Source organism: Thiofractor thiocamini (assembly GCF_055384375.1).
Window position 1 is genome coordinate 514,994 of the sequence record NZ_AP042389.1, and the last position, 17,381, is coordinate 532,374.

Sequence of the window (17,381 nt, forward strand, 5' to 3'; positions counted from 1 at the left end):
AGACAAAAGATATAAATAGGATATAAATTATCCTATTTATATTGGTTTAAACAAAAGTCACTTCACTTACGTTGTGTTCAAGACCGAGCTCTTTTGGAGAGAGTCCAAGAGCAAGACCTATCATTTGAGGAAGATGAAGTACAGGCATATCTATATCTCTTCCTATCTCTTTGGAAATATTGTGCTGCTGAACGTCAAGTCTTAGGTGGCAAAGAGGGCAGGGTGTTACAACGACATCGGCGTTATTGTCCATCGCATCGGTCATAGCGTCACCAGAGAGCCTGTTTGCTGTTTTTGGCGCTTGAAGTTCTACATGAAAGCCGCAGCATTTGTTTTTATGCTCATAGTCTATGGCGTTACCGCCAAGCGCATCTATAAGTCTTTCTAGGGAGTCAGGCACATAAGGGTTTTCATTACCGTTGTTTTTACTTTGAAGCTCAGACGGTCTTATATTGTGACATCCGTAAAAAGGAGCGATGTTTAAATTTTTCAAAGGTTTTTTTACTCTTTTTGCTATTTCTTCAACGCCTATATCGTCTATAATGGCATATAAAAAGTGCTTGACCTCGACATTTCCTTTGTATTCAAGTCCTACTTCTTTCAATTTTGAGTTTACTTTATCTTTCAATTCGCTGTTTTCATCAAGCCTCTGCTTTGTTAGAGAAGTATTTAGTTGACAAGTGTTGCAGATAGTCACAAAAGTAAGTCCAAGTTTTTCTGCATAACAGATATTTCTTGCATTTAAAGTCAAAGACAAAAAGTCATCAAAATCCTGCAGGTGACTAGCTCCGCAACAACTTGCTTCTTCTAAAACAACCAACTCTATATCCAAAGCTTTGGCTACTGCCATAGTTGATTTCATAAGTTCCGGAGTACTCTCTTTTGCCGTACATCCTGTGTATAGTGCATATCTTAATTTACTCATTTTGTACTCCTTAAAAATCTACTGTGGATGCGATATCAACGAGTTTTTTGATTTCATCCATATTTTTTGATTTTGGCATATTCCAAGGCATTACTATCTTACCCTTTTTCCACATTTCAAAAGCTTCGGGTAAATGTTTCAGAACTCCTATGTTGCCTTCAGAGTATCTTACAAGCTCACCTTCATCGAGTATACCATGCTTTCTAATGGATGATTTAAATCCGACTGCATGTCTTGTAGCAACATTGCTGATAGCCTTACCGTCTTCAAAGATTTGCAGGTGAAGTTTGGTTATCTTGCTTATTGGTGATAAATCTTTTGGACAAGCTTCCGCACACTCAAAACACTTCACACAGTCCCAAACTCCAGCGCCCTCTTCATTGACTATATCAAGTCTTTCGCCTCTTGCATTATCCCTTACATCAGCATTGAACCTGTAAGCTTTCAAAAGTGCGGCAGGTCCAAGATAGTCATCATTGGCTTCGACTGAAGGACAGGCATAAAAACAGTTACCGCACTGTATGCAGTAGTCAGCTTCGTCTAACTCTTCAGCTTGCTCTGGACTTACCAAATCTTCTTTTTGAGGATGATCGACTATATCGGCAATCAAATATGGTTTAACGGCGCTATATTTTTGCCAAAAGTTTTTCTTATCTATAACCATATCTTTTATAGCTCTTTTTTCATCTTGAGGATCGAAAGTAAGTTCATCACCAAACATTTCTACCAAATGAAAAACGTTTTCTTTACAGGAAAGCACCGGTTTACCGTTCACTTTTATAGCACAACTTCCGCAAATTCCATGCCTACAACTTCTTCTGTAGCTGAAACTTCCATCAAATTCCCATTTGATTCGGTTTAAAATATCAAGGACAACTTCATCCTGTGATACTTCCATTTCATATTTGATGTAGTAGGGTAGATGATCTTTTTCACTGTTGAACCTGAAGACATTAAATGTTATTTTTTTTGTTTCATATTTTTTCATCGTACTTCTCCTTCCCTACTTAGTAAGTTCGTTCTTGAGGTTCAAAAATACCAAGATTGACATCTTTGTATTCCATGTGTATCTCACCGTTTTCATCCATATGCGCATAAGTGTGTTTCAAAAAGTTTTCATCATCTCTTTTTGGATAATCATCCCTAAAATGAGCACCACGACTCTCTTTTCTAGCGATCGCACCTTCTACTATAAACATAGAGTAGTCTAACATGTGACCAAGCTCTATGGCTTCTTGTAAGTCGGTATTGTAAACTTTGGATTTATCCTCTATACGTATATGTTTGAATCTTTCTCTTAACTCTTTTAGTTTTTTCTTTTGCTTTTGCAAAGACTCTTCAGTTCTAAAAACACCTGCGTTTTCAGTCATACTCTCTTGAAGTTCGGCTCTTAAAAGTGGAACTTTTTCATCACCGCTTGATGTCATTATCCTGTTTATCTCTTCAAGCATTCTATCGGCATCTTTTTGGTCAGGCTCTTTATGAATAAGAAAATCTTTTTTTCTCAGGTCGGCTATGATGGTTTGTCCTACATGTCTTCCAAAGAACATAGCCTCAAGCAAAGAGTTTGCTCCAAGTCTGTTAGCTCCATGAACACTGACACAAGCACATTCGCCTGCCGCATAAAGTCCGTGTATTCTATGATCTTGATTTAGCTTGGCTCTTCCGTCGTTATCGACTGGAATACCACCCATGGAGTAGTGAGCGGTTGCGGCTATCATGATAGGTTCATGTATCATATCAAGTCCTAAAAATGTGATAGCCAAATCTCTAAGCTCAGGAAGTCTTGACATGATCTTCTCTTTTCCAAGATGGGTAAGATCAAGATAAACGGCATCTTTGTTCGGTCCTACTCCTCTTCCTTCAAGTATCTCTTTTGTGATGGATCTGCTTACCAAATCTCTTGGAGCCAACTCCATCTTTTCAGGAGCATATTTTTCCATAAACCTTTCACCTTCACTGTTGAAAAGTCTCCCGCCTTCTCCTCTGGCGGCTTCACTGATAAGTATACCTGTTCCTGCAAGTCCTGTCGGATGAAACTGTACAAATTCCATATCTTTTAGCGGAAGTCCGTGTCTTGCATATATGGAAAGTCCGTCACCTGTGTTGGCATGAGCATTCGAGTTTATCTTGTAAGCTCTTGCGTATCCTCCGGTTGCAAGCATTACCGCTCTTGCATTGAAAATAGCAGGTTCTAGTGTTCTTATATTGTATGCTACTACTCCGTAGACATTTTTATCTTCCTGGATGATATCAGCTACATACCACTCATCCCAGTACTCTACACCATCTCTGTCTGCTTGTTCAAACATGGTTTGTAAAAGTGTCAGTCCGGTTCTGTCTTTTGCGAAACATGCTCTTGGAAACGACTGTCCCCCAAAAGGTCTTTGTGCGATAGTACCGTCTTCGTTTCTGCTAAAAGCTGCCCCCATACTCTCAGCCCACCTTACGGTTTCAGGCGCACCTTCGCACATAAGCTTAACTGCATCTTGATCAGCAAGATAGTCGCTTCCTTTGATAGTATCGAACATGTGTGATTCTATGCTGTCCTCAGGTTTGAGTGCGGCATTGATACCGCCCTGTGCGGCACCTGAATGGCTTCTTAAAGGATGAAGTTTACTTATAACCGCAACATGTTTTCCATGCCCCTCAAGCTCTCTCGCTGCAGCAAGACCGGCCAGCCCAGCTCCAACGATTATCGCATCATAATGATATATTGGTATGCTCATATAGCGATCCCTTATTTTAAAATTTTGAATACATTATACACATACAAAGTTTAAAGTATACAAAAAGTAACATTTTTTTTATAATAAAAAGTTATAATGTTACAATTTTTCACTTTTTGGATAAACTTTATATATATTTTTTAGTATAATATCAAAATATCTATAATATGAAGGTAAAAATTGAGTAAAGAGGATTATTTTATATCTTTGTTTGAGAGCAAATATATAGGAGATGACGGAGCTGTTATAAAAGATATGGTATTTTCAAAAGATCTTTTTTGTGAAGATATACATTTTAAACGCGAATGGATGAGCTTAAAAGAGATTGCTGCCAAAAGTGTGCTCGTAAATATATCTGATGCGATAGTCATGAATGCAATACCAAAGCAGTTGCTTTTGGGTATCAAGATCCCAAAAGAGTTCAATTATAAAGACATAAAAGAGCTTCAAAGCGGTTTTAGTGAGGTTTGCAAAGAGTATGATATAGATATCATAGGCGGGGACACGGTCGCCGGGGATAAACTTGATATATCAGTAACGCTTATAAGCAAATGCAAAGTTCCGGTACATAGAAAAGGTATCAAAAAAGGCTTTTTGTTTGCATATACGGGAACTCTTGGAAGCTCTAAAAAAGATCTTAAAAAATTACAAAGAAAACAAAAAAATCATAAAAATTCAAAATTCATAAAACCACAACTAAAAGCTAAGTTTTTTTATGAGGCAAGCAGGTATATAAGCAGTGCACTTGATATATCGGACGGATTGTACAAAGATCTTTCAAGGCTGGCAAAGATAAATAAAACAGGAGTTGAATTTTTTAAAAAGTTACCAAAATGTGTAGCTTGTAGCGGGGAGGAGTATGAGATACTTTTTGCTTTTGATAAAAGGTATAAAAAAAGGATACTATCACTCGCAAAAAAGTATAGAGTGCCTTTGAACATATTTGCAAAAGCAAAAAGAGGGAAATTTAAAAACAGTTGCAAGGAAAATCACTTTTAGACGGAGGATTAACCTCCGCCTACTTTTGGAAAGATTGAAAAGATACTTCCGTCTTGGAGTATATGATCTTTTTCGACATGTCTTCCATTTATCATCAAAACCCCGATAGGAAGATCTTCTTCGTTGATACCTATATCCTTGACGACTTCTCCTGCACTTATGCCTTGAGGGTAGATTTTTTTCTCCACTTTAAATCTACCCTCTCTATATTGCGCAAAGAGTTTTACCGTAATCTCTATGCTATTTTTCATCCAGATATGACCAAACGCTATCAAGCTCTTCGCCTGTAAAATCCCATACGACATTGTGAGGCGGAAGAGGCTCGTACTTCATAAACTCCGGAAGTCTGTCATCGCTGTTATCGAGTCCGGCTCTTTTGTTAAAATCTCTCTCTTTTTTGATGATGTTTTCTCCTAGATTCGTTACGTCATCAGCTGTTAAATTGATACCGAATCTTGCATTTATCATATCGATAAGCGCAGGAAGACATTTCGGATCATCAAGGGCTGGAAATGCGACAAATATACACATACCGGTACTGTCAACCGCCGCTGAAGCGATTTGTAGGTTTCTTGCAAGTTCAAGCTGACCATCTTTTTTGAGAGGATCTATATATCCTCCACTGTTTAGTATGTTTGTTGCAACCGCATATCCTGCAGTATGATCCGCTCCCATAGGAGTAGTAGCATAAGTAACACCCTGACCTTTGACAGCTCTAGGCTCATAAGCTGGGATTGCCTGATTTTTGACAACCGGAACTCTAACAAGTCCATACAGTCTTCCAAGATTTCCTGTTCCGCCTCCTATGATCCTTCCTAGAGGTGTTCCTTTGGCAACTTCATATTTTAACAATTCATAAGCTCTTTCACCATCGCCAAACTCTATGATGTCTGTATCTGCCGCAAGTCCCAAGGTTACGCCTGTTTCTATGGCATCTACTCCAAGGTCATCCATAAGAGCATCTATCTTTGCAATCATATCCAAGTCTTTTATGCCTAGATTTGCACCAAATGCCCATATCATTTCATACTCGAAACCGCTTGTAAGGTAGTTTCCGTCTTTATCATTGTATGTTTGAGAACACTGTATGACGCATCCCGCGTGACATCCGTGAGTAGTGCTACCGCCTCTTTCTTTGATATTTTCAGCCATTGTTTCACCGCAAATATCTTCCGCATTTTCAGAGTTACCGCTTCTAAAATTGTGACTTGGAAGTCCGCCGGCTTCATTGATGATGTTTACAAGTACATTTGTTCCAAATGCAGGAAGTCCCTCACCGCTTATAGGGTTTTCCTGTAAAGATTTGGTAAACACTTTGCTTGCCTCTTTGAATTTTTCCGGCTCGGCGTACTCTACTTCTTTATAATTTTCGGCATCTATGGTTATACATTTTATCTTTTTTGAACCCATGACGGCACCAAGTCCGCCTCTTCCAAGACTTCTTAGTTTTCCTTTTGGATCTTTTACAGATATATTCGATATAAGCATTCTCATTTCACCGGGAGTTCCTATGGTAAGAACAGCTACTTTTTTATTGTATCTCTCCAGCATTTCATCCAAAACTTCATAATTTTGCTTTCCTACAAGTTCCGGAACAGGCTCTATGGTAACTTTGTCCTTTGTAACATGTATGTGATAAAAAGTACTGTCATCTTCAGGTAATCCCTCTATGATAAGAGCTTTTACTCCAAGCTTTGCCATGATACCGGCACTAGTACCTCCAACATTACTCTCTTTGATGCCACCGGTTAGTGGACTTTTTGCACCCAAAGATGTTCTTCCGCTGTTTGCCGCAGTGGTTCCGGAAAGCAATCCTGGAGCAAATACAAGTTTATTGTTCGGTCCCAATGGATGACACTCAGGATCGACTTCTTCTGCTACTATGGTGGAAGTCAATCCTCTTCCTCCAAGACCCATCCATTCAGCCGGTACATCTTCTATCTTAAAGCTAAGATCATTCATGTTGACACGATAAATTTTGTCTGCCATAACTACTCCTTATAATAATTTGGACTATTTTAGCACTTTTTTATATCAAAAAGCAAGCAAAACTACAAATAAAGAATTATGTTTTTTTAGCATATTTCTTTTTTACAATTTTGTAACAAAAATGGAATTTATACTTATAGATAAATAACAATTTAATAACTATTAAGTTAAAACAAGATAATATAAGTAATATGTCTAATATCGTATCTAAGATAAAGTTTTAAGAAAGGTTATAAATACATTGGTGTCGTTTAAGCGAATTTTCTTTTTTTATATCTTTTTTATATCTCTAAGTTCGCCCCTGTTGGCTATCAATGAGATAGACAATCTACTTGCAAGTATAGAAGAAAAAAGTGATCTCTCTTTGAAAACCAGGCAGGAAAATGCCGGAGTTTCTTATATATATACCAGACATGACCTCGATATCATGCAAGCCAAATACCTAAGCGATGTACTAAAATCAACCGAAATAGGATATGAAGAGAGCAGATACGGCATCATAGATCCGTTCAAGTTTTTCAACTCCACTCCTTTTAGCAGCAGTATGATAAAAGTATTTATAGACAATCAGGAGATAAGTACAGCATTGTACGGCAGTGGTTTTCCTATCATCGGAGATATGGAGCTTGGGTTTGTGGATCATATAGAGATATATGCACAAAACCCTACATTCGCATACAGTACCGAACCTGCTATGGTAACTATAAGGATATACTCCAAAAAGGCTGAAAGAGATACGGGTGGAAAAGTTGCTGCCAGTTTTGGAAGCTACGGCTCAAATCTTCAAAGCTATCAATATGCCGATACGCTTGATAATTTCTCATATCTGTTTTATATATCAAGAGATGAAAATAGAAAAAAAATATATACGATAGAAAATGTAGATACAAAAAGAGATATAAAAAATTATAACATTTTTACTTCCGTCTACAACGATAAAAACAGATTTATGCTGAAAGCGGCACACTCTGACAAAGGCGGTCTTTTTGGGATAAGCCTGGATGCAAAACCAAATGATTCAGATATAAAAACAGATAATATCCACTTAGGATATGAAAAAGATATCGATAAATTCAACCTTTCATTTATGTTCGATAAGATAAAAAATGAAACAACCTACAGAGAAAATATACTAAACTATTATCATTCCATACCTATAAACTCATTTTATGTCAAATCAACCAGTGAAGTATATACTGCAAAAGTAAACTATACTTACGATTTTAAAAACAATAAAACCATATTGGGTGACAAGTTCAGATATAAGCATTTTATTTATAACAATATCAAGATGAATGGAGCTGAACTTCCAAGATTTGGACATACAAAACAGCTTGTCAATACCGTATTTGCCGAAAATAATTATAACTATGCCGATAATGCGGTATTAACTGCGGGAGTATCATACAGCAATATAAACAACAATGGAAACGTATCCTCCGAGCACACTCTTTTGTATAGACTGGGGCATACATATCTTAAAGACAATTGGGTAATAAAAACATACCTTTCTCATATAGAGATACCGGTTGACCCATATCTTATCAATTCCATATATACTGTTCCAAACAAAATGCTAAAGACACAAAAATTAAATACTTATATCCTGGATCTTAAATATACCAAAAACCTCCACTCTTTTGAGAGTATACTTGAATATTTGAGAGCAAATGACTTTGTCATAGCAAACAGTAGCGGTCTTTTGGACAATGCCGACCATAAAGTGAGTGCAAGTTATGCGCATTTTAGATGGATATATAAATACGCACCACTAAACAAGCTTACTACATCGTTTATATATAAACATATTTATGATCTGCCCAATGTAAATGATATGAAAACATACAATGTGACCATAAGAAATATACAACAGCTTGATAAATTCGATACATTTGAAGAGTTGGTTTTTAACAGGGACAATATAAGAAAAAAGAGTTATTATGATCTTAGTTTAGGTATAAAATATCATATAAATCGTAACTTTTCAATCGCACTAAAAGGTGTAAATCTACTGGACAAAGCCCATGAGACTTCTTATGGCAGGTTAAATACGACAACATTGACTCCATTGGAGCCTGTTTTTATCTCTCCTGTTGACAGAAAAGTCACGCTTACTCTGGAGTGGTATTTTTGATAAAATATTTTTTTCTTGCAATGGCTTTAGCGAGTCTGATTTTTGCCGACAATACATACGAAACGACTCTTTATGAAAAAATATTCCCTTTGATGATCCAAAAAAAAAGCATCAAAGTCTATACTGCAGATAAAAACAAACATATATTTGTAAACAGTAAGAGTATAGTCTTGACAAACGATTGTGATAGCGCCGATATTGTATATGGCAAGATAAACGGTGGCAAATGTTTAAGAAAACCGCATTTTGCCATAACTTACAAGGATTTTGTCAAAGATAAAAACGCCATAGGGGCTTTTTACTGGAGAAAAGGTCGTCCACAGCTTAGGTTTAGCATAAAAGCTTTCAAAAGATTTCATTTGGTTTTACCGAAGATTTTAGAAAAGTATGCACAATGAAATCGCCTCATATCAGATTTTCATATATTTTTATCATTTTGGCTTTTGTCATCATATCTTTTACGGCCACTGTTTACCTGAAATACAATTATGTGGAAAACAAAGTTATCCAGGCAAATCTGCAGTCCAATATCGAGTATGTGGATGATATAACAGACAACATAAGTAGACTTTTAACTACCAGCATAAAAACCGACTTTTACGAATACTTTAAAATGTATCCCGATAAGATAAAACAGTATGAAACATATCTACAGCTTTTTATAACCAAGAGATACAAATATGTATATCTACTTGAAAAAAACCCGAAAAAACTAGGCAATTACAGATTTATACTTGACGGAACTTTGGACAAAAAAGAAAAAAGTGAATTTTCAGAGCCATACGAACCTCTTGAGATAAAACAGTGGCAAGAAGTATATAAGACCAAAAAGCCTGTATATTTTACACACAAAAAACTGAAAAATTTATGGATGACATATCTAAAGCCTATAGTAAGAGATGGAAAGATAGATGCCATACTTGTAGTTGACTTTTCTATGAAATACCACAATATAATTGTCTCTGTCATGAAAGAACTTGATGGTACCTATGAAATGAGTATAACTGTTTTTGTAGTTATATTTTTTATAATTTTACTCTTTTCTGTCCTTGATTTAAAACGGGAGAAACAAAAAGATGAGGCATTGAAAAAAGTTGAAAAGATAAATGAAGAACTCGAAGAAAAGATAGCAAAAGCTGTTGAAGAAAACAGAAAACTAGATCAAGCCATGTTTCAACAATCCAGACTTGCACAAATGGGAGAAATGCTCAGCATGATAGCCCATCAGTGGAGACAACCTTTATCTGCTATCAGCTCTACCGCGACGGCTTTAAAATTGAAAGCGACACTTAATAAAGCAGACAAACAAATCATCATGGAAAAAGCGGATGATATAGTTAAATATTCCAAACATTTAAGTTTGACCATAGATGACTTTAGGAATTTTTTCAAATCCAACAAAGATAAAAAAGAGACGGATTTAAACGATATTGTATCTTCGGTGCTGAGTATAACAAAACACTCTTTTGAAAATAAAAATATAGAATTAGATGCAGAGCTTGAATGTAAAAAAATATTTTATTCGTATCCAAATGAGCTTAAGCAAGTGCTTTTAAATCTTGTCAAAAATGCTGAAGATGCTCTTTTGGAAAAAAAGATAAAAAAACCAAAAATTTATATAAAAACTTATGAAACTGGCGGCAAACCGGTGCTGGAAGTATCGGATAACGGTGGGGGTATCGAAAAGAAGATAATGGATAGGATATTTGATCCATATTTTTCGACCAAAACCAAAAAAGACGGAACAGGTCTTGGTCTTTATATGAGTAAAATCATAGTCGAAGAACACTGCGGCGGTAAGATAGAAGTTAAAAATATACAAAACGGTGCTCTTTTTAGAGTAATATTGGAGGATGATGATGCAAAAATGTGACTTGGAGTATGTGGTTCAGTTTTTTTCTAAAACAAAAATTTTATATATAGAGGACAATCCTGAAGCCAGAATCGCAACTCTTGGAATACTCGAAGAGTTTTTTGGTGAAATTTATACGGCAGTTGACGGCAAAGACGGATTTGAGAAGTTCAAAGAAAATTATGAGAAAATCGATCTTGTCATTACGGATATAAATATGCCTGTAATGAACGGTATAGAAATGATAGAAAAGATAAAGGCAAGCGGTTTGAAAGATATACCCATACTTGTTCTTTCGGCTCACAACGAAACAGAGTATTTTATGGACAGTATAAAAGTCGGTATAAACGGATATCTTTTAAAACCCATAGATATAGAGCAGTTCGTGGTATCTTTGTGTCAAATTGCAAAAGCGATAAAATTAAAACAGGAGCTTGAAAAACAGAGTTCTCTTTTAAAGCAGTATCAGCACATAGTCGATCAATCCTCTATCATTTCAAAAACGGATAAAAGAGGCATCATTACATATGCAAACGAAAAGTTTTGTAAAATTTCAAAATACACCCAAGAGGAACTCATCGGCAAAAATCATAATATCGTCAGACACCCCGATGTCCCAAAAGAGGTATTTAGAGAGTTTTGGCATACGATAAAAGATGAGAAAAAGATATGGCAGGGAGTCATCAAAAACAGAGCAAAAGACGGAAGTGCATACTATGTAAGTTCAACAGTGGGTCCTATTTTGGACAAAGACGGAAATATCCAGGAGTATATAGCTTTAAGAAATGTTATAACAGACATAATGGATCCAAAAAGAAGACTTCAGGATTTTATAGAACATACTGAAGAAGCAGTCGTGTCGTATATAAAGATAGATGATTTTGAAGATCTGCAGTTTTTTTACGGTGTAAAGTTATCCATGCGTATAGAAGATACACTTAGATACTTGATCATTTCAAACATGCCAAAAGAGGCTGATTTGAATGTTTTTGCATTGGGTAGTGGTGAATTTGTTATCGTTAAGGATTTGGATAGTTGTGGAAAAAGTGTAAACGATATAAGGGATTTTTTTGCAAATCTACATAAAAAACTAAACTCTCAAAAAGTCTTTGTCGATGATATAGGGTATGATATCTCATTGCTTATGAGTCTTGCATATGGAAAAAATGCCATGGATGATGCAAAGTACGGTATATATGAATGTATAAAAAACAATAAACTCTTTATAACGGCAAATGGATTTTCTCAGATCGCACATAAGAAAGCCGAGCAAAATATAAAAATCATAAAGATCATCAAAAGTGCGCTTGTCGAAGGGAGAGTTATGTCATTTTTCCAACCAATCGTCAACAATAAAACCGGTGAAATTGAAAAGTATGAATCACTTGTAAGGATACTAGATGAAAACGATCAATTCGTTTCACCCGAATATTTTTTGGATATCGCCAAAAAAGGTATGTTCTACAGCAGTTTGACAAGCAAGATACTAGCTAACTCTTTTGCTGCTTTGGATATGACGGACAAAGACATAACCATCAATATATCTGCTTACGATATAGAGAAGGAAAAAACCAAGAAAGAGATATATGATTATCTTGAGAAATACAACAAAGACGGTCATAGACTTGTTTTTGAACTTCTTGAAAGCGAAGAAGTGGTCAATTTTGGAGTCATCAAGGATTTTATAAAACATGTCAAATCTTACGGGGTGAAGATAGCCATAGATGATTTTGGAAGCGGATACTCAAATCTAAAAAGATTGATGAAGTATGATGCGGACATCATAAAAATCGACGGTAGCTTGATAAAAAATATCGAATTTGACAAAAAGTCACTTTCCATTATCAAAAGTTTCCTCTCTTTTGCAAAAGAGCAAGGTATCCAAACCGTCGGTGAATTTGTAGAGAATGAAAATATATACCTTATCTTAAAAGAGTTGGGAGTGGATTACTCTCAAGGGTATTACTTCGGAAAACCTCAAAGACTGATATGAAAATGTTCATACAAGCAAAAAGAAAAAATTTATATACTATTTTACCGGTATTGATTTTGATCATTTTGTTTGTAATATCCAGTTTTATCATCATAGATGCAAAATATAATTCACAAAATGAGTTGTCAAGTTTAAAAACAGACATACTGCTTATAGATAAAATTTCCCGCTTTATTCATGATGTACAGATAGAAAGAGGATTATCCATCGGATATATAGGGACTTTCGGCAAAAAATTTTCTAAAGATTTGAAAGTAAAAAGAAAAGAAACAGATAAAAAACTTTATGAATTAAAAATTTTTGCACAATCTCACAATATAAATCCACATGTAAAAGCTGCCTTGGATAAAGCCCTGAAGTATTTTGATTATATTGTGGCTCTAAGAGACGGGGTAGACAAGATGGTTGCAGGTATAGATAATATACTAAAAGTATACTCTACAAATAATGAATATTTTTTAAATGTAATGATCAAAGTATCTGAGATATCCAATGAACCAAAAATCACTCAAAATATCATCGCATACAGCAATTATCTCTTTTATATAGAAAATACAGGCATGGAAAGAGCATTGGGAGTGGGCATCATATCTTTAAAAGATTTCACCCAAGAGAAGATAAACGGTTTCAATACCGTTATAGTAAAGGAAAAGGTTTTTAGAGATCTTTTTTTGAAATATGCAAATAAGGATATAAAAAATAAATACAAAACTATCATAGAAAAACAAAATTTCAATGATATAGTTCACTACAGATATGTCATCCTCTCTGCACAAAAAGTAAAAATAAAAGAGTTGGACATAAAGTATTGGTTTGAGATAATTTCTCATAAAATAAACGTTTTAAATAAATTGAGCAGTTTTATTTCAAACTATATACTGCAGCAGATAGATACTATCTATCGAAACAACAAAACCGGTTTACTTTGGGCTGTAATTTTTAATTTTATGGCTTTGATGGTCTTTATATTTGCTATATATGTTATATACAGTTTGATAAAAACAGAAGATGAGCTAAAAAAACTCATTGACGAGTATGTAATCACTTCTGTCGGTGATTTAAACGGTAGGATTTTGGATGTAAGTAAAGCCTTTTGCACCGTAAGCGGATATGAAAAAGAGGAGCTTATAGGAAAACCTCATAACATAACAAGACATCCTGATATGCCGAAAGAATTTTTCAAAGATTTGTGGGAAACTATAAAGAGTGATAAAACTTGGCATGGAGAGATAAAAAACAGAAAGAAAAATGGGGATTATTATTGGGTTGATGTTGTCATCTCTCCTGTATTTGACAAAAGAGGTAAAAAGGTAGGCTATTCGTCAGTAAGAATGGATATAACTGATACAAAAAAGCTTGAAGAATTAAACAAGACTCTTGAAAACAGAATCAAAAAAGAAGTGGAAAAAAACAGAAAAAAAGATCATCAACTCTTACAACAATCAAGACTGGCTCAAATGGGAGAAATGATAAATATGATAGCTCACCAGTGGAGACAGCCGCTTGCCGCTATAAGTTCAGCCAGTTCATCGTTGCTTGTAAAAGCCAAATTAAACAAACTGGATAATGAAACAGTTGAAGAGGTTTCAAAAAACATCAATGAGTATTCAAAACATTTAAGTCAAACCATAGATGATTTTAGAACGTTTTTTAAAACTGACAAGAAGAGAGATTTTACCCAGTATGATAAATTGATAGAAAATGTTTTGAGTATCGTAAAATCATCCCTGGATGATAAAAAGATAGAGGCCATCGTACAACTGGAGTATACCAAGCCATTTAAAACTTATGCAAATGAATTGAAGCAGGTCATACTCAATCTTATCAAAAATGCCGAGGATGCCTTGATAGGTAAAAAAATAGCCAAAGCATATATAAAGATAAGAAGTTACGAAAAAGATAATGAAATATTTCTAGAGATCAGTGATAACGCAGGTGGTATCCCGAGTAATATCATAGATAAGATCTTCGATCCGTATTTTTCAACAAAAACCAAAAAAGACGGAACGGGTTTGGGATTATATATGAGTAAAACGATCATAGAAAAGCATTGTGGAGGTATATTGGAAGTGGAAAATGATATAAATGGAGCTGTTTTTAGGATAGTTCTTAAAAAGGATGTCAATGCAAAGCAATAGAATACTGGTAGTCGAAGACTCGAAAATGATAAACAATGTCTTGAAAAACAAACTTGAAGAGTTTGGCTATATGGTGGATCAAAGCTTCAGTATATCAAAAGCAAAAGATCTTATAGAAAAAAACGAGTATATGCTTATCGTTCTTGACTTGCATTTGCCTGACGGTGAAGGGTATGAACTCATTGATGATATACATGATATAACAAACACAAAAGTAATCGTCCTGACTTCTTTAAATGAAGAGCAGCTAAGAGAAGAGCTTTTTAGGTATGGAATACTTGACTATATCATAAAAGATAAAAATTTTATATACTCTATCTATGAAATCCACAAAACCCTGCAAAGAATGCAAATGCTCTCAAACAGAAAGATTTTGGTTATTGATGACTCATCTTTTATCATCAAGCAGGTAAAAACCGTACTTTTGCCAAGAAATTATATCGTATATGCCGCCAAGTCAGGAAAAGAAGGGTTAAAGCTTCTTGAAAAAGAAGAGATAGACTTGGTGGTACTGGATATGGAGCTGCCTGATATGAACGGTATGGATATGCTTGAGAAAATCAGAAAAGATATGGCATATGTCAATGTACCCGTTATCGTACTATCCGGGGCATTGACCCATGATAGCATAAGAAAGATTCTGAAAGGCGGGGGAAATGATTTTGTTAAAAAGCCTTTTGTGGTAGAAGAATTTATCTTAAAAATCGACCTTCTGATAGAAAATGCCCAAAAAGAAAAGAGTATACAGGAAAAAGCAAAAATGCTAAATCAGGCAAACACTATCCTGGAAGAAAAAGTGGAAAAAACCGTTGAAGAGTTAAGAGAAAAAGATATCATCATGTTTCAACAATCAAGACTTGCACAAATGGGTGAAATGCTAAGCATGATAGCGCACCAGTGGAGACAACCACTAAACGCTATCTCTTCAACGGCAACTACATTGAAGTTAAAAGCTCTTATGGGAAAAGCAAATGAAGAGATGATCATAGATAATGTCGACAAGATATCCTTTTATATAAAACATTTAAGCAGCACGATCGATGACTTTAGGGATTTTTTCAAACCGAAAAAAGATAAACAGGAAACAAATCTTGACATACTGGTTGAAAGTGCTCTTTTGATAGTAAAACCTTCACTTGATGATAAAAGGATAAAAGTTATCAAAGAACTAAACTCACACTCTACATTTATCTCCTATGCCAATGAGCTAAAGCAAGTTATACTAAATCTTATCAAAAATGCCGAAGATGCACTTGTGGAAAAGAAGGTACAAGATCCTTATATCAAGATAGAAACTCTTGAAAAGGATAATGAGTTGATGCTGTATATCAGTGACAATGCCAAAGGAATCCCAAGTGATATCATAGACAGGATATTTGATCCATATTTTTCAACAAAAACCAAAAAAGACGGAACCGGACTCGGTCTTTATATGAGCAAGATCATAGTTGATGATCATTGTGAAGGTAAACTTGAAGCTAAAAATAGTGACAGCGGAGCGGTTTTCAGTATAAAGCTAAGGAAGGACAGTGAATAGACTCTACTACACAAACCACTCTGCCATAAACGTCCACTTTAGCAAAACAAGCAGGGATTTTGTCGTTGAGGAAGTTCCTTTGTATGAGTTTAGCGGTAGTGGAGAGCATCTGGTACTTAAAATCAGAAAAAAAGATATGACTACTTGGCAACTTGTACAAAAGATAAGTGAAGCAACAGGCTCTAAAACGAGAGATATTGGTTATGCGGGACTGAAAGACAAAGACGGTGTCACGACTCAATATATAAGCATATATAAAAAGTATGAAGATAGGATAAATTTCATAGAAGATAAACAGGTGAAAATACTTCAAACATTTTATCATAACAATAAGATACGAATAGGTCATCTAAAAGGCAATAACTTTTATATAAGATTTAAAAAAGTATCCAAAGTAGATGCTATAAAGATTGAAAATGTTATAAAAATTATCCAAGATGAGGGTATGCCAAACTATTTTGGCTATCAAAGATTTGGTTTAGAGGGTGATAACTACCTAATAGGCAAAGATATACTTTTTGGTAAAAAGCAACTTAAGAACAGAAAAAAAAGAGACTTTTTCATAAGTGCATACCAAAGCCATATATTTAACCTTTGGCTTAGCAAAAGAGTAGAGCTCAGCAAAATGTTTGAGAGTTTTAATTTAAAGGAGTTGAAAAATCTCTTTATCTATAATGAAACATTGCTTAAAGATATAAAAAACCAGCCAACTTTTTTTAAAATACTGCCAGGAGACATACTTCATCACTATCCATACGGTAAAGCTTTCGAATGCTTGGATACAAAAGAAGAATCAAAAAGATTTGAACAAAAGGATATAACGGTTACCGGTATACTACCCGGTAAAAAAACAAAACTTGCAAGTGAAGAAGCCGGTATCATTGAAAAAGATTTTACAGGTGAATGTGAAGAAGTCATACATAAAATGCAGGGTTCAAGAAGATTTGCCTGGATATTTCCTGAAATTTTTGAGCAAAGATATAAAAAAGAGGAAGCATGGTTTGAACTTGGCTTTTTTTTACCAAAAGGCTCGTATGCCACGGTCTTGGTTGAAGAGATTTTGCATAAAAGATAAATTACGATAT

Annotated in this window: 13 protein-coding genes; 8 read left to right on the forward strand and 5 right to left on the reverse strand. The window is 35.0% G+C overall.

What is annotated here, in order from left to right; genetic code table 11:
• Positions 1-46: 46 nt before the first annotated feature.
• The 3 genes from ACZ47B_RS02575 to sdhA are packed head-to-tail and all read right to left on the reverse strand — an operon-like array spanning position 47 to position 3,654.
• A complete protein-coding gene (locus ACZ47B_RS02575; protein ID WP_464895117.1) occupies positions 47-925 on the reverse strand; it encodes a CoB--CoM heterodisulfide reductase iron-sulfur subunit B family protein in 879 nt (292 codons plus the stop codon).
• 10 nt (positions 926-935) lie between these two features.
• Complete coding sequence (locus ACZ47B_RS02580) at positions 936-1,913, reverse strand: succinate dehydrogenase/fumarate reductase iron-sulfur subunit (protein WP_464895118.1); 978 nt, start codon at positions 1,911-1,913, stop codon at positions 936-938.
• A gap of 19 nt (positions 1,914-1,932) precedes the next feature.
• A complete protein-coding gene (gene sdhA / locus ACZ47B_RS02585) occupies positions 1,933-3,654 on the reverse strand; it encodes a succinate dehydrogenase flavoprotein subunit (RefSeq protein WP_464895119.1) in 1,722 nt (573 codons plus the stop codon).
• 180 nt (positions 3,655-3,834) lie between these two features.
• On the opposite strand from sdhA, the gene ACZ47B_RS02590 reads away from it, so the two are divergent.
• Entirely contained in the window at positions 3,835-4,653 is an 819-nt protein-coding gene (locus tag ACZ47B_RS02590; protein ID WP_464895120.1) for a thiamine-phosphate kinase, read from the forward strand.
• Positions 4,654-4,661: 8 nt separating this feature from the next.
• Here ACZ47B_RS02590 and ACZ47B_RS02595 read toward each other — a convergent pair whose 3' ends face one another.
• Together ACZ47B_RS02595 and ACZ47B_RS02600 are read right to left on the reverse strand one after the other, a co-directional pair.
• Positions 4,662-4,928: a MoaD/ThiS family protein gene (locus ACZ47B_RS02595; protein ID WP_464895121.1), complete on the reverse strand. Its 267-nt coding sequence runs from the start codon at positions 4,926-4,928 to the stop codon at positions 4,662-4,664.
• Complete coding sequence (locus tag ACZ47B_RS02600) at positions 4,894-6,642, reverse strand: aldehyde ferredoxin oxidoreductase C-terminal domain-containing protein (protein ID WP_464895122.1); 1,749 nt, start codon at positions 6,640-6,642, stop codon at positions 4,894-4,896. The genes ACZ47B_RS02595 and ACZ47B_RS02600 overlap by 35 nt, the downstream gene beginning before the upstream one ends.
• A gap of 304 nt (positions 6,643-6,946) precedes the next feature.
• Here ACZ47B_RS02600 and ACZ47B_RS02605 point away from each other — a divergent pair, with 304 nt between their 5' ends.
• From ACZ47B_RS02605 to truD, 7 genes are read left to right on the forward strand one after another with little or no spacing between them, the layout of a single operon-like run.
• Positions 6,947-8,776, forward strand: coding sequence for a TonB-dependent receptor plug domain-containing protein (locus tag ACZ47B_RS02605; protein WP_464895123.1), 1,830 nt, complete (start codon positions 6,947-6,949; stop codon positions 8,774-8,776).
• Entirely contained in the window at positions 8,773-9,174 is a 402-nt protein-coding gene (locus tag ACZ47B_RS02610) for a hypothetical protein (protein ID WP_464895124.1), read from the forward strand. Before ACZ47B_RS02605 ends, ACZ47B_RS02610 begins: the two co-directional genes overlap by 4 nt.
• Positions 9,171-10,649: a sensor histidine kinase gene (locus ACZ47B_RS02615; RefSeq protein ID WP_464895125.1), complete on the forward strand. Its 1,479-nt coding sequence runs from the start codon at positions 9,171-9,173 to the stop codon at positions 10,647-10,649. The genes ACZ47B_RS02610 and ACZ47B_RS02615 overlap by 4 nt, the downstream gene beginning before the upstream one ends.
• The gene (locus tag ACZ47B_RS02620; protein WP_464895126.1) at positions 10,636-12,621 is read left to right on the forward strand and encodes an EAL domain-containing response regulator; all 1,986 of its coding nucleotides are present in this window, start codon (positions 10,636-10,638) and stop codon (positions 12,619-12,621) included. Before ACZ47B_RS02615 ends, ACZ47B_RS02620 begins: the two co-directional genes overlap by 14 nt.
• Positions 12,618-14,759 carry a nitrate- and nitrite sensing domain-containing protein gene (locus tag ACZ47B_RS02625; protein ID WP_464895127.1) on the forward strand — a complete coding sequence of 714 codons (2,142 nt, stop codon included), beginning with the start codon at positions 12,618-12,620 and terminating at the stop codon, positions 14,757-14,759. Before ACZ47B_RS02620 ends, ACZ47B_RS02625 begins: the two co-directional genes overlap by 4 nt.
• Positions 14,746-16,296 carry a response regulator gene (locus ACZ47B_RS02630; protein ID WP_464895128.1) on the forward strand — a complete coding sequence of 517 codons (1,551 nt, stop codon included), beginning with the start codon at positions 14,746-14,748 and terminating at the stop codon, positions 16,294-16,296. Before ACZ47B_RS02625 ends, ACZ47B_RS02630 begins: the two co-directional genes overlap by 14 nt.
• Positions 16,289-17,371: a tRNA pseudouridine(13) synthase TruD gene (gene truD, locus ACZ47B_RS02635; RefSeq protein ID WP_464895129.1), complete on the forward strand. Its 1,083-nt coding sequence runs from the start codon at positions 16,289-16,291 to the stop codon at positions 17,369-17,371. Before ACZ47B_RS02630 ends, truD begins: the two co-directional genes overlap by 8 nt.
• The last annotated feature ends 10 nt before the right edge of the window (positions 17,372-17,381 follow it).